Origin of the sequence: Phytobacter sp. MRY16-398 (assembly GCF_003925915.1) — a bacterium.
GTDB classification, from domain to species: Bacteria; Pseudomonadota; Gammaproteobacteria; order Enterobacterales; family Enterobacteriaceae; genus Phytobacter; species Phytobacter diazotrophicus.
On sequence record NZ_AP018756.1, the window covers coordinates 4,530,163 to 4,543,602 of the forward strand.

16 protein-coding genes are annotated in these 13,440 nt (G+C 53.4%); 10 read left to right on the plus strand and 6 right to left on the minus strand.

Going from position 1 to position 13,440, the window contains the following annotated elements:
* The first annotated feature begins 10 nt into the window (after positions 1–10).
* The 3 genes from MRY16398_RS22250 to MRY16398_RS22260 all read left to right on the plus strand — a co-directional run bounded on the left by MRY16398_RS22250 (position 11) and on the right by MRY16398_RS22260 (position 1,431).
* Positions 11–229, plus strand: a complete 219-nt coding sequence (locus MRY16398_RS22250; protein ID WP_041852465.1) for an HHA domain-containing protein — start codon at positions 11–13, stop codon at positions 227–229.
* Positions 230–297: 68 nt separating this feature from the next.
* On the plus strand, positions 298–864 hold the full coding sequence (gene maa / locus MRY16398_RS22255) for a maltose O-acetyltransferase (RefSeq protein ID WP_125125203.1): 567 nt from the start codon (positions 298–300) through the stop codon (positions 862–864).
* A gap of 99 nt (positions 865–963) precedes the next feature.
* Positions 964–1,431 carry a YlaC family protein gene (locus tag MRY16398_RS22260; RefSeq protein WP_041852467.1) on the plus strand — a complete coding sequence of 156 codons (468 nt, stop codon included), beginning with the start codon at positions 964–966 and terminating at the stop codon, positions 1,429–1,431.
* On the opposite strand, the gene pdxR is transcribed toward MRY16398_RS22260, so the two are convergent.
* A complete protein-coding gene (pdxR, locus tag MRY16398_RS22265) occupies positions 1,409–2,854 on the minus strand; it encodes a MocR-like pyridoxine biosynthesis transcription factor PdxR (RefSeq protein ID WP_125125204.1) in 1,446 nt (481 codons plus the stop codon). The two genes, MRY16398_RS22260 and pdxR, sit on opposite strands and share 23 nt — an antisense overlap.
* Positions 2,855–2,953: 99 nt before the next feature.
* Here pdxR and MRY16398_RS22270 point away from each other — a divergent pair, with 99 nt between their 5' ends.
* A complete protein-coding gene (locus tag MRY16398_RS22270; RefSeq protein ID WP_041852469.1) occupies positions 2,954–3,655 on the plus strand; it encodes a GNAT family N-acetyltransferase in 702 nt (233 codons plus the stop codon).
* On the opposite strand, the gene ykgO is transcribed toward MRY16398_RS22270, so the two are convergent.
* A complete protein-coding gene (gene ykgO, locus MRY16398_RS22275; RefSeq protein WP_006818844.1) occupies positions 3,652–3,792 on the minus strand; it encodes a type B 50S ribosomal protein L36 in 141 nt (46 codons plus the stop codon). The two genes, MRY16398_RS22270 and ykgO, sit on opposite strands and share 4 nt — an antisense overlap.
* A 3-nt stretch (positions 3,793–3,795) precedes the next feature.
* Positions 3,796–4,056 carry a type B 50S ribosomal protein L31 gene (locus MRY16398_RS22280; protein WP_041852470.1) on the minus strand — a complete coding sequence of 87 codons (261 nt, stop codon included), beginning with the start codon at positions 4,054–4,056 and terminating at the stop codon, positions 3,796–3,798.
* Between the two features lie 265 nt (positions 4,057–4,321).
* Here MRY16398_RS22280 and MRY16398_RS22285 point away from each other — a divergent pair, with 265 nt between their 5' ends.
* From MRY16398_RS22285 to MRY16398_RS22300, 4 genes are read left to right on the plus strand one after another with little or no spacing between them, the layout of a single operon-like run.
* Positions 4,322–5,350, plus strand: coding sequence for an isopenicillin N synthase family dioxygenase (locus MRY16398_RS22285; protein WP_041852471.1), 1,029 nt, complete (start codon positions 4,322–4,324; stop codon positions 5,348–5,350).
* A 25-nt stretch (positions 5,351–5,375) separates the two neighbouring features.
* Positions 5,376–6,182, plus strand: coding sequence for a MetQ/NlpA family ABC transporter substrate-binding protein (locus MRY16398_RS22290; protein WP_041852472.1), 807 nt, complete (start codon positions 5,376–5,378; stop codon positions 6,180–6,182).
* The gene (locus MRY16398_RS22295) at positions 6,179–6,970 is read left to right on the plus strand and encodes a methionine ABC transporter ATP-binding protein (protein WP_125125205.1); all 792 of its coding nucleotides are present in this window, start codon (positions 6,179–6,181) and stop codon (positions 6,968–6,970) included. Before MRY16398_RS22290 ends, MRY16398_RS22295 begins: the two co-directional genes overlap by 4 nt.
* Complete coding sequence (locus MRY16398_RS22300; protein WP_162303311.1) at positions 6,967–7,626, plus strand: methionine ABC transporter permease; 660 nt, start codon at positions 6,967–6,969, stop codon at positions 7,624–7,626. Before MRY16398_RS22295 ends, MRY16398_RS22300 begins: the two co-directional genes overlap by 4 nt.
* Position 7,627: 1 nt before the next feature.
* Here the strand turns inward: MRY16398_RS22300 and MRY16398_RS22305 are convergent, their stop codons facing one another.
* Positions 7,628–8,995, minus strand: coding sequence for a PTS transporter subunit EIIC (locus MRY16398_RS22305; RefSeq protein WP_125125206.1), 1,368 nt, complete (start codon positions 8,993–8,995; stop codon positions 7,628–7,630).
* A 277-nt stretch (positions 8,996–9,272) separates the two neighbouring features.
* On the opposite strand from MRY16398_RS22305, the gene MRY16398_RS22310 reads away from it, so the two are divergent.
* A complete protein-coding gene (locus MRY16398_RS22310; RefSeq protein ID WP_125125207.1) occupies positions 9,273–10,472 on the plus strand; it encodes an enolase C-terminal domain-like protein in 1,200 nt (399 codons plus the stop codon).
* A 1-nt stretch (position 10,473) separates the two neighbouring features.
* On the opposite strand, the gene MRY16398_RS22315 is transcribed toward MRY16398_RS22310, so the two are convergent.
* Positions 10,474–11,190: a GntR family transcriptional regulator gene (locus tag MRY16398_RS22315; RefSeq protein WP_041852476.1), complete on the minus strand. Its 717-nt coding sequence runs from the start codon at positions 11,188–11,190 to the stop codon at positions 10,474–10,476.
* A 99-nt stretch (positions 11,191–11,289) separates the two neighbouring features.
* Here MRY16398_RS22315 and MRY16398_RS22320 point away from each other — a divergent pair, with 99 nt between their 5' ends.
* Positions 11,290–12,849, plus strand: coding sequence for an EAL domain-containing protein (locus MRY16398_RS22320; RefSeq protein WP_071195823.1), 1,560 nt, complete (start codon positions 11,290–11,292; stop codon positions 12,847–12,849).
* Positions 12,850–13,084: 235 nt separating this feature from the next.
* Here MRY16398_RS22320 and MRY16398_RS22325 read toward each other — a convergent pair whose 3' ends face one another.
* The gene (locus MRY16398_RS22325; RefSeq protein ID WP_041852478.1) at positions 13,085–13,438 is read right to left on the minus strand and encodes a DUF1428 domain-containing protein; all 354 of its coding nucleotides are present in this window, start codon (positions 13,436–13,438) and stop codon (positions 13,085–13,087) included.
* Between the last annotated feature and the right edge of the window lie 2 nt (positions 13,439–13,440).

Consider the following 13,440-nt stretch of genomic DNA (forward strand, 5'->3'; position numbering starts at 1 on the left):
AGGTAAAATTATGTCTGATAAGCCATTAACCAAAATTGATTATTTGATGCGATTACGACGTTGTCAGACAATTGACACGCTCGAACGCGTTATTGAAAAAAATAAATACGAACTGCCTGACCATGAACTGACGGTGTTTTATTCAGCAGCCGATCATCGTCTGGCTGAGCTAACCATGAATAAACTGTATGACAAAATCCCTCCTTCTGTGTGGAAATTCGTACGCTAAGTCTTCCCGACGTTTATTTACGGTTTTAATTTTTTATCCAGCGGCATTAGCAGGCGCACGTTATCTTCATGAGCGAAGAAAAAGTTAAAATGATTTCCGGCTTACCGTATCGACCTGCGGACGATACGCTGCGAGCTGACCGCATGCATGCCAGAGCGCTGCTTCATCGTTATAACCATTCGGCCCCTGACGAAAAAGCGGAACGCAGTGCGATTCTTGCTGCATTACTCGGCCAAAGTTCAGGTGTTTATATCGAACCAAACTTTCGCTGTGATTATGGCTACAATATTTTCCTGGGTAAGGATTTTTACGCCAATTTTGATTGTGTCATGTTGGATGTCTGCCCCATCCATATTGGCGACAATTGTATGTTAGCGCCAGGTGTACATATCTATACGGCAACACATCCGCTGGAGGCCAATTCGCGCAACAGCGGTCTCGAATACGGCAAACCGGTTCGCATTGGCAATAACGTCTGGATTGGTGGACGTGCGGTAATCAATCCAGGCGTGACCATTGGCGATAATGCGGTTATCGCCTCCGGTGCGGTGGTGGTAAAAGACGTTCCGCCGAATGTGGTGGTCGGTGGCAACCCCGCCCGAGTTATTAAAGCCATTCCGGGTGAAGCAATTTAACTGTTATCTTTTTTTGTCGATAAACTGTTACTTTTTTCACACAAAATGGCAACCTAAAATACGCTCTAATCGGTATATCCCCAAAGACGAAGGCGTGAGATGACAGAGATCCAGCGGCTGCTCAGCGAAACAATCGACGACATTAACCAGCGCGAAAAGCGGGACAACCGTCCGCGCTTTAGCATTAGCTTTATTCGCAAACATCCGGGCCTGTTTGTCGGCATGTATATAGCCTGGCTGGCCACGCTTGCCGTTATGTTGCAATCAGAAACACTGGTGGACTCCGTGTGGCTGCTGGTGGTGCTATTCGTCTTATTGAATGGCTTCTTTTTCTTTGATGTCTATCCGCGCTATCGCTACGAAGATATCGATGTGCTCGATTTTCGCGTCTGTTATAACGGCGAATGGTACAACACGCGTTATGTGCCGCAAGAGCTTATCAGCGCCATCCTTACTTCGCCTGCGGTCGATACTACGCGTAAAACACAGCTCCAGCAGATGTTATCCCGCAAGGGGGAACTCTCTTTCTACGACGTATTTACCCTTACCCGCCCCGAGACTGCGTAATCAGCCGCGCCAGCGTACGAACACCGCCGGGAAACAGGCTGGCAGAGGTATTACCGTAGCCGAGAACCAGCCCACTTGATGCCGGTGATGGCTGTAAATAAAAACGGCTTAATGCATGAGGCGCAAGACCAAACCCGCGCGCCTCACGCACAACATTCAGGTCATTCATTCCCGGTACTGAAAGCGTCAAATGCAGCCCGCCCTCGCCTCCCAATACCCGATGCTCCAGGTCAAAACCGTTCTGTAACGCCTCACGCAGTTGTGCCTGTCGTTTACGGTACAATCGGCGCATCGCCGCCAGATGGCGCGCGTAGTGACCATCCTCAATAAAATGCGCCAGAGCCAGTTGCTCGCTACGATGCCCACCGCGCAACAGACTATTGATAACCGGTGCCGCCGCATTCGCCAACGCAGGCGGCATCACCATAAAACCAATACGTAACGACGGAAACAGCGTCTTGCTGAATGTTCCCAGGTAGACCACCGGTGGATTGGGGATCATTCCCAGCATGGCAGGTACCGGATCGCCGTGATAGCGAAACTCACTGTCATAGTCATCTTCGATGATCCAACTTCCGGTCCGCGCGGCCGCCTCCAGCAACTGCAAACGACGGGCAGCACTCATCACATAGCCCAGCGGATATTGATGTGACGGCGAAGTATAGATAATGCGCGGCGGCGTTATCGTCTCCGCCAGCGTCATTCCTTCTTCATCCACCGGGATCCCTTTCACTTGCAACCCGGCTGCCAGAAAAGCGCTTTTTGCACCGTTATAGCCCGGCTCTTCTACCCAGGCACTGTTTCCCGTATCGCAGAGAAGATGAACACATAACATCAGCGCATCCTGGGCGCCTTCGGTAATTACAATCTGCTCGACGTCACAATGAATGCCTCTGGCCAGCGCGAGATGTCGGGCGATAGCCGCGCGCAATCGCCGCTCTCCGCCAGACTCGCCATAACCCAGCAGCGCACTGCCCTCGTCACGCCAGACGCGCTCACTCAGCCTTCGCCAGATTGCCGTGGGGAAATAGTTCACCGCCGGTAGACCGGGGGTGAAAGCAAGTGCGGGGGAATTTCGCCTCACCCCTTGCGGCAGGGTCCGGACCCGTTGTGCGAGGGATATCACAGGCGTGTTACGTACAACAGGCGCACTGGCCAACATCAATACCCGTGTTCCCTGCCGTTCACGCTGAACGAAGCCCTCAATAGCGAGTTGTTCGAGCGCGGCGTTGACCGTATTTCGGGAAACGGCGAGTGTTTTTGCCAGCACGCGTGAGCCCGGTAGCAGCGAATGTGCTTTTAACGTTCCACCACGGATAGCATCCCGCAGTGCCATATATAGCGCCCGCTGCCGCGTTAATCCGGCACGTTCAGCCAGCGCCGGGCGCAGCAGTGCCTGTAAAGCGTCATCGGGAATATTCATCGCGCCGCTCCTTAGTGGACCCATGAAAATATAGTTTGATGGCACTTCTTATGGAACCAGTGAAATTCTACGCTAGGTGAATCGCAAAGAGGAGCCACTATGAGCCAACTGAATCAATACGGACAACCCGTGGGCGATGCCCTTCCCGACTGGCAGCCCCGCCCTTTTCCTGAACGCGTGACGCTTGAAGGCCAGTATTGCCGCCTGGAGCCGCTGAGGGTCGAACACGCGCCGGCACTGTTTGCCGCCCATCGTCTGGCCGGAGATGACCGAAGCTGGACCTGGCTGCTGCGTGAACCGGAAACCGATCCCGACGCCTTCACCGCATGGGTAACAAGCGTCTGTGAATTAAAGGACCCTATTCATTTCACGGTTATCGATAACCGCACGCAGTCGCCTGTCGGTACACTTTCGCTCATGCGTATTGACGCCGCCAATGGCGTTATTGAGGTGGGCAGTGTGCATTTCTCTCCTCTGCTTATGCGCACCCGCGCCTCTACGGAAGCGCAGTGGCTACTGATGCGATATGCCCTGGAGACGCTGGGGTATCGCCGCTACGAATGGAAATGTAATAGCCTGAACGAACCGTCCCGTCGTGCCGCACTTCGGTTGGGCTTTCAGTATGAAGGGCGATTTCGCCAGGCGCTGGTTCAGAAAGGACACAATCGGGATACCGACTGGTTTTCTGTTATTGATAGCGAATGGCCACGCCTGGATAAGGCGTTTCGACAGTGGCTTGCCGCCGGAAATTTCACTGCCGACGGCAAACAGTTGCAATCCCTTGAGAGCCTGCGCGATTAACGCTTTTTCTTTCTTCCCTGCACAGCTTTAAAACGCGGATTGGATTTGCAAATCACATACAAACGCCCCTTGCGCTTGACTATCTGGCAGTCAGGGTGGCGTTGTTTCGCACTGCGTAACGAGTTCAGTACCTGCATGCGTTAGCCTCTTTTTGTGCCAATAAAACGCCCATAGCGCTGCTGGAAACGCGCCGCGCTTCCCTCATTGCCCACCACTTTCTGTTTACCGGTGTAATACGGATGGGAAACAGAAGAGACGTCAATAGTCACGTAAGGGTATGTCACCCCTTCCAGTTCAATCTCGCGATCGGTTTTGATCGTCGAACCGACTTTAAAATATTCGTTCGCGCTGGTGTCATGAAACACCACCGTGCGGTAGTGCGGATGGATATCAGGTTTCATTTTGCTCTCGCATGTATTGTTATAACATAACAAAAGTCTAGCGAAATTCTTTTCCCTAAGCAACTCCTGCGCTAAATGCATTTTTCGCAAAAGCAACGAACCCTGCACGGTCATAAATTAGAAAAGAATGTTATTGGTTGATTTTTTTGCCTTAAGGCAAGCTGAACCTAAATCACTTGTGAGGAAAGCATCATGATGCGCTGCTGTTGTGCCCAACCCCGGACTCTAAAAATGATCACCTGCGAACGACTATTCGGAGAACACAATGAACGCGACAACATTACCCATCCTCGATCTGGCCCGCTACTTCAACCCCGCTGAACGTGAAGCCTTTCTCGATCAGCTGCGCACCAGCGCACGCGACATCGGCTTTTTTTATCTTATTAATCACGGTGTGAATGACGAGCTGCAGCGCGCCGTTCAACACGAAGCCCGCCGCTTTTTTGCCCTCAGCGATGAGCAAAAACAGCAGGTGGCGATGATTCACTCCCCCCATTTTCGCGGCTACAACCGCGCGGCATCGGAAATCACCCGTGGTAAACCAGACTGGCGAGAACAGTTCGATATCGGCGCGGAACGCCCGGAACTGCTGTTGAGCGACAGCGACCCGCGCTGGCGGCGCTTGCAGGGGCCGAACCTGTGGCCAGCGGAGCAACCAGAGCTGAAAACCACGCTGCTCGACTGGCAAAAGTCGATGACCGAGATGGCCATCGTGTTACTGCGTGCCTTTGCCGAAGCGCTGCGCCTGCCTGCTAATGCCTTCGACGCACTGTATGGCGACAAGCCCAATGAACATATCAAGCTGATTCGCTATCCCGGTCAGGATAACACCCAGAGTAATCAGGGTGTCGGCGCACACAAAGATTCCGGGTTTCTGAGTTTCCTGCTCCAGGACGAGCAAAAAGGATTGCAGGTAGAAGTCTCCCCCGATCACTGGATCGATGCCGTACCGCTGCCGGGTAGTTTTGTGGTCAATATCGGTGAGCTGCTGGAGCTGGCGACCAATGGCTATTTACGCGCCACGGTCCACCGTGTGGTATCGCCGCCCGCCGGACAAGATCGCCTGTCGATTGCCTTTTTCCTTGGCGCACAACTGGACGCCGTGGTTCCCGTTTACGCCCTGCCGGAAGCGCTGGCGCGTGAGGCGCAAGGGCCGGAAAGCGATCCACAAAACCCGCTTTTACGCGATGTCGGCTGGAACTACCTGAAAGGGCGTTTACGTTCGCACCCGGATGTCGCCGAACGTTATTACCGCGATGTACTGCGTGAGCGCAGTGAACAATTGATCGTATAAACCATAACAACACAGGAAAAACACCATGAAATATGCCGCTTTTAAACTGGCAGGGGTAGCGTTGTCTCTTTCTCTGGCATGGGGTACTGCACAGGCAGAAGCACTGCGTATCGCAGCGGACCCGGTTCCACACGCGGAGATCCTGAACTATGTCAAAAAACTGGATCCGAAACTGGATATCAAAATCGTTGAGCTGACCAGTGGCGCAAATGCCAATGAATTGCTGGCGAGTGGTGATGTGGATGCCAACTATTTCCAGCATGTGCCTTACCTGAAAAGCCAGGAAAAAGCGCTGGGTAAAACCTTTGCCGTCGCCGCCACGGTACATATCGAACCACTGGGCATCTATTCGCACAAATACAAAGATTTTAAATCGGTACCGGATGGCGCCACCGTCGCGGTCCCGAACAATGTCACTAACCTGAGCCGTGCACTGTTCCTGCTGCAAAGCCAGGGGTTAATCAAACTGGATGCGAAATTTACCGATCCGGCAAGCACGCTGGCCACACCAAAAGATATCGTTGAGAACCCGAAACACTTAAAGATCCTCGAAGTGGAATCCCCACAGATCCCGCGCTCGCTGGATGATGTCGCCCTGGCGGTGATCAACGGCAACTACGCGCTGGAAGCAGGTTTATCGCCCGCCAAAGATGCGCTGGGACTGGAGAGTGCGGAGCATAACCCGTATGCCAATATTCTGGTAACCAACCCGTCTCTGGCAAACGACCCACGCATCAAAGAACTGGCCAAAGATCTCACCTCCCCTCAAGTGGCAGAGTTCATTCGTAAAACCTACAACGGCTCAGTGATCCCGGTTGCCCCGCAGTCATGATTGATATTGAAGGGCTGAGTAAAACCTATGCCGGAACAGGCCGACCGGCGCTGAACAACGTGTCGCTGCATGTCCCCAAAGGGGCTATTTATGGCATCCTGGGCCGCAGCGGCGCGGGGAAAAGCACCTTAATCCGTTGCCTGAATCTGCTGGAGCGGCCCACTTCGGGCCGCATCATCATCAACGGCAGCGACATTACGCAGTTGGATAAAGCCGGTTTGCGCGAGCATCGTCTGCACACCGGGATGATTTTCCAGCATTTCAATTTGCTGCACGCACGTACGGTGGCGGATAACGTCGCCGTTCCGCTGGAAATCGCCGGCGTGCCGAAACCGCTGCGCCATGCACGTGTGGAGGAGCTACTGCATCTGGTGGGCCTGAGCGATAAAGCCGATGCTTTTCCTTCGCAACTTTCCGGTGGGCAAAAGCAGCGTGTCGGTATCGCCCGGGCGCTGGCGGCAAGGCCGGATGTGCTGTTGTGCGATGAAGCCACCAGCGCGCTGGATCCGGAAACCACCGCGTCTGTCCTGGCGCTGCTGGCAGACATCAACCAGAAGCTGAATTTGACCATCGTGCTGATCACCCACGAACTGGATGTCGTAAAAACTCTGTGCGATCACGCGGCATTGCTGGAAAACGGCGAAGTACGGGAGAGCGGCAAAATCGCCGATCTGCTGGTTGCGCCCTGGTCCAAACTGCGCCATGCGCTATTGCACGATCCACAGGCTGAGCAGGATTTCCTTGCCCGCCACGGTTTTAACGGGAGGCCTTTATGCGGGGTAGCATGAGTTGGGAAGACCTCTGGCCGCTGCTGCTCAACGGCACGCTGGAGACGTTATACATGGTTGCTTTGGCGTCGCTGTTTACCGTGCTGATCGGCCTGCCGCTGGGCGTTATTCTGTTTCTTTCGCGCCGTGATGGCCTGTTCCCCTTACCACGTGTCAATGCGCTGCTGGGGGCCGTCGTCAATTTCGGGCGTTCGCTGCCATTTATCGTGTTGTTGATAGCGCTTATCCCCTTCACGCGCCTGCTGATCGGTACCACTCTTGGCAGCACCGCCGCGATAGTGCCTATCACCATTGGCGCGTTTCCCTTCTTTGCACGGCTGACGGAAAGCGCGCTGGATGAGGTGGATTACGGACGCATCGAAGCCATTTTGTCGATGGGGGGTAACGTCTGGCATGTGATTGCGAAAGCCCTGTTGCCTGAAGCGCTGCCAACGCTGCTCGCGGGCATTACGCTCACCGTTGTGATGCTGATTGGCTTCTCATCTATGGCGGGCGTTATTGGCGGCGGTGGGCTGGGCGATCTCGCTATTCGTTATGGCTATCAGCGCTTTAACGATCAGGTGATGGTGGGTACCGTGGTGATTTTACTGGCAATGGTACAGGGGGTGCAGATGGCAGGCGATCGCCTGGTGCGCCGTCTGGCGCACCGACGGTAAGTTATTCCACCGCGTCTTTGCCGACCAGTACAGTGGTCAGCAGGAAGGAGAGCACCAGCGCCATCGTCACCCCGGAGAGCGCAAAGACGAAGTATGGGCCGATATACGCCGGCAGGCTAAAAATGCTCGATAAAATATAGCCATACAACCGCACGCCAAAGAAGGCGATAAACGCAGAGGCCAGGGAACTGGCCACCGTGGCGGCAATAAACGCCTTTTTGTAACGCGTCAGGACACCAAAGAGTGCGGGTTCCGTAATCCCCAACAGCGCGGAGATCGCCGCCGACAGGGTCACCGTTCTCTCCTGACGGTTTTTACTTATCCGCCAGATGGCGAACGTCGAACCGGCAATCGCCATATTCGCCATAAACATCATCGGCATCAGCATGTCATAGCCATGCTCACTAAAATTTTGCAAGGCGATGGGCGTCATGGCGTGATGCATGCCGGTGAGAATGGCTACCGGGCGAATGGCCCCCACGACCAGCCCGGCAAAACTGGCTGAAATACCGAAAAGTCCCTGAATAAAGAAAGCCAGCGCTTTCCCCAACCAGATCCCAATCGGCCCGATAATCACCAGCGCCGCCAGCGCCCCCAGGAACAAAGTCAGCGTAGGCGTGAAGACCGTTTTTAATACGTCCGGCATTATCCTGTCCACCCAGCGGTGGATATAGCTCAGTGCCAGAATAGAGAAAATGACCGGAATGACGCTTGAGGCGTAGTTAAACACTGAAACCGGTAGCGCGTTGAGTAGCCAGAAGGCACTCACCGCCCCTTCCTGATGCGCCGCCAGGGCTTTTGCGGCATCGATCAGCGACGGATACATCAGACAGGCTGCGACTGCCGCTGCCAGGTACTCATTGGTCTTGAAAATTTTTGCCGCCGAGACCGCCAGGAAAAACGGCAGGAAATAAAAGACACCGCTGGCGATCAAATCAATCACCACCACGGTGTCGCTTTTCGCCGACACCACTTTCAGGGCTATCAGCCCGGCCAGCAGGCCTTTAATCATCCCCGCACCGGCAATCGCAGGCACGATAGGGCCAAAAACGCCGGATACCGTATCCATAAACATCGAGACCAGGCTTTTACGCCCTTTGATATGCGTCTCGCCTTGCGGGGCTTTTCCCAGCACCGTCAGCATTTGCTCATACCAGCTATTGACCTTCGGCCCGATAACAATCTGGAACTGGTCGCTTTGCAGTTGTGCGCCCAGAACCCCCGGCAATGCCTTGATGGCGCCTTGATCAACTTTATTATCATCAACCAGATCAAAGCGTAAGCGTGTCATGCAGTGCCAGACATTGTTGATATTATCCTGTCCACCGACCAGACGAATAATATTGTTGATGGCTTCTTGCGTCCCCATAAATGCTCCTGCAGGAATATTGTCGTTTTAATATCTGTATCCAAGGGTAGAGAAAGAGAGAAAACTAAACAAACCAATAAAACATGATGAGCATCACAAGTTACCACTACTCAACACTTAAAAAGACATAAAAATCAAAATTGGTACGGTTTTTAATTAAATTTAAAAGGAATAACTGACCAAAAAATTTATCAAAAAAACGGTTTACCTCAGCGCAAAATTAAGGAGATGATAATACCCATTCCGGCATATCACGTCGTTGTAAAGGAGTTTCCCAGTGACGCCAACCGTAATTAACAATATCGAATGTTTTATCACTCGCCCCGACAGACATAATCTGATTACCGTGCGGGTAATGACCGATAAAGGCATCACAGGCCACGGCTGCGCCACCTTTCAGCAACGTCCGCTGGCGGTCAAAACCATGGTCGATGAGTATCTAAAGCCTCTTCTGATCGGCCGTGACGCCAACCACATTGAAGACCTCTGGCAAATGATGAACGTCAATGCCTACTGGCGAAACGGTCCGGTGATGAATAACGCGATTTCCGGCGTCGATATGGCGCTATGGGATATCAAAGGCCAGCTAGCCGGTATGCCGCTTTATCAACTGCTTGGCGGGCAATCCCGGGATGCCATCGCCGCTTACAGCCATGCCAGCGGTGAAACACTGGAGGAACTCTTTGCCAGCGTAGACCGCCTGCGCGAACAGGGTTATCGCCATATTCGCTGCCAGTTGGGTTTCTACGGCGGCACGCCAGCGCAGTTACATACGCCGGAAAATCCAACGCCCGGCGCCTGGTTCGATCAGCAAGAATACATGGACAACACCGTCGCCATGTTCAGGGCGCTGCGGGAAAAATACGGTTATAGCCTGCACATTCTGCATGATGTGCACGAACGTCTTTTCCCCCAGCAGGCGATACAACTGGCAAAGCAGCTTGAGCCGTATCAGCCCTATTTCATTGAAGATATTTTACCGCCGCAGCAGAGCGCCTGGCTTGAACAGGTACGCCAGCATAGCTGTGTGCCGCTGGCGATGGGGGAGCTCTTTAATAATCCGGCCGAGTGGCACGATGTGATAGTGAACCGGCGTATAGATTTTATTCGCTGCCATATTTCGCAAATCGGCGGCATCACCCCGGCGTTAAAACTGGCCATACTGTGTCAGGCCTTTGGCGTACGCCTCGCCTGGCATGGTCCGGGCGATATGTCACCCATTGGCGTCGCGGTGAATACGCACCTCAATATTCATCTGCATAACGCGGCCATACAGGAGTACATTCCACGCTCCGTACAAACCGACAACGTCTTCTCCGGCGCTCCGGTGGTGAAAGACGGTTTTGTCTATGCGCCGCAAACGCCGGGTATTGGCGTGACCTTTAATGAAGAGGAAGGTCTGCGTTACCCGGTGGTGTACCGCCCGCATGAATGGACGCAAAGTCGCCTGCCGGATGGCGCAATCCACACCCCCTAAATCAGGTGTCGCCTTTACGGAAGGCAAGGTTCGCCCGGTTATGCGGGATCACATAGGTGCAGGTGTAGTTGATGTCGATAATATCGCTAATTTCATACACCCTGCCGCCGTCCAGGATCCCGCGATTACTGATATGCATCGCCGGGCTGCCTTTCTTGCAACCCAGCAGCGCCGCCTGTTCACGACTCACATTAACCGCCCGGTAGGTCGTCAGCATATGTGAGATTTGATACCCCTTGCCTAAGACATACTGTTGCAGTGAGCTCTCAATGATCTGTTGATTCAGATCGGCAAAATCAGCGGCAGGCATACGGGAGATTTCAATTTGTACGGCCTCTTCATCCACAAAGCGCAGCCGACAAAATTGCCAGATAAAGCTGTCATCCGTCAGCCCAAAGATCTGCTGTTCATCGCGATCGGGACGTTTCTTGTGCAGGCTAATCAGCCGAAAACGGATCTGATCGAAACGCTTTTCAGTGATGGAGTTATAGACCAGCGGGTTGTTGCGCGCCTGCTCGTTAATCCAGATCCCGGAACCTTGTACGATCCGCACGACGCCAATACTTGCCAGCTTTTCGACCGCCTGGCGGATGGTAAAACGGGAGACGCCATACTCTTCGGCTAGCTGCCTTTCAGGGGGGAGTTTGCGTGGGCCGGCGTCGTTATTTTGATAAATTTTACTTAAGAGATCCTGCGTCACAAATTCTTTTTTCTTCATCCCTGCAATTCCTGAAAGAAATCACTCATTGACGCGTGTTATAACACTTGCTGGTCTCAAATACGCTTGTTTCTCAGTATCAAACAGGGATTTTTGGTCATGACAAACCGACGATTAGTTAGCCTTATTACAGGCGTACTGCTGTTCGCCGTTCTCTTGCCGGTGGCTTTAAGCGTCTGGCTGGCGCATCGCCAGGCTGAAGAGTCGTTTATGAACGAACTCAATACTTTCTCCGCATTAGTAAAAATGCGTGCTGACCGCGTGGTGAGCCAGGGAAAAACGGCCTTGCGTCAACTGGAAACTTACGATGGTATTTCGTGTAGTCAGGATCACCTGCTGGCCATGCGACGTATCTCTTATACATTCCGTTATGTCCAGGAGGTCATTTACCTCGAAGGAACGATCCCGCTTTGTTCTTCACTGGAGAGAAACAGCAGCAGCGCTCCCTTTCCTGCGCCGCAAAGGGTAACTAAAGATGGTTTTCGCGCCTGGCTGACCAGCCATAACGATTTGGGCCTGACACGTGCAATGGTCGGCCTTGGCACTCGTCGCTATATTGTTATTACCGATCCACTCTCTTTTATTGATGTGCTCTCGTATGGCCCGTGGCCTATCAATATTGCGCTGGTCGGGACGAACAGCGGACGGGTGATTGCCAGCAACCGTACGCTGGATCCGGAGATGCTAAAGCAGATTGACCTCACTACCCCTACTCAAAGGCTTATCGGCGGCGAAGCGTGGAATACGTTACAGGTGCCCGAACTGGGGGTGACCATCATCACCTGGGCATCGCTGACGCCGCTTAAGGAGAGCTGGCATCGGTTATTGGTAATTTGGGTGCCTGTTGGCCTGCTGCTTAGCCTGGTGCTGGCCTTCTTTTTATTGCGCATGCTGCGTCGCCTGCAATCACCGCAACACCGTATGCAGGATGCCATTCGCGCACGGGAAATTGAGATGTTCTACCAGCCAATTGTGACGCTGGCAGACGGGAAGATTGTCGGTGCGGAAGCGCTGGCCCGCTGGCGACAGTCGGATGGCAGTTACCTTGCGCCGGACACCTTTATTCCGCTGGCTGAGCAAACGGGGCTGATGCCGCAACTGACAAAAGTGATTATCGAAAAAGTGTTTGAGGACATGGGACCCTGGCTACAGAAGAACCCGGATCTGCATGTCTCCATTAACCTTGAGCCCTCCGATCTCTTAACCCTGACGCTTCCGGCACAGTTACAGCAACGGGTTAATGACTGGCAAATTTCGCCGTCACAAATCGCGCTGGAAGTGACCGAACATGGTTTTGCCGATCCCACAACCTGCATGCCCACTATCACAGCATTACGTGCGGCCGGACATGCCATCTATATTGACGATTTTGGTACGGGTTACTCCAGCCTCAGTTATCTGCAAAACCTGGATGTCGACATTATCAAAATCGACAAATCCTTTGTGGATGCGCTGGAATACAAAAACATGACCACCCATATCATCGAAATGGCCAAAGCGCTAAAGCTGGCGATGGTGGCCGAAGGTATCGAGACCGAAGGCCAGCTCAAATGGCTTAGCGAACATGGCGTGCAGTACGGCCAGGGCTGGCTATACAGCAAAGCGCTGCCGAAAGACGCGTTTCTGTGCTGGGCAGAAAGCAACCGGAATATCTCCTGAGTTTGTGACCTGTGAAACGGGTTTACTCGTGGAGATAGCGCAATGAAAAAGCCATGCTCGCCGCTGCATGATGTGCGCCACTGGCTGAAATACAGTCCGGTGGTGCGCATCCGCAGCGTGAAAAGAGCATCATGACACTGGGCTGGCAAAGTACAGGGTCGCAGACGGCCCTCAGCCAACATACCGCAAGCCCTGCATTACGCCAGAGGGGATGGTTAGAGAAGTGTCCTGAGGCTCATTCGTCCAGCAATGGGACAAAGCCGCCATAAATCATACGCTTGCTATCGAAAGGCATTTGGTCTCCCAGCTCACGCATGCGGGGATCGGCCATCATTTTTTGATTGGCGGCATCGCGCACCTCTTTAGAGGGATATTCAATCCAGCTAAAAACCACCTCTTCATGATCTTCTGCTTTTACCGCCCGACGAAAGTCGGTGAAATTTCCAGCCGGAACGTCGTCGGCCCAACACTCCACAATCCGCGTTGCGCCAAACGCTTTAAACAGCGGGGCGGCCCTGGCCGCGAGTTGCAAATAAGCGTCTTTCTTATCTGCCGGAACCGCCACCACGAACCCATCGACATACTTCATGA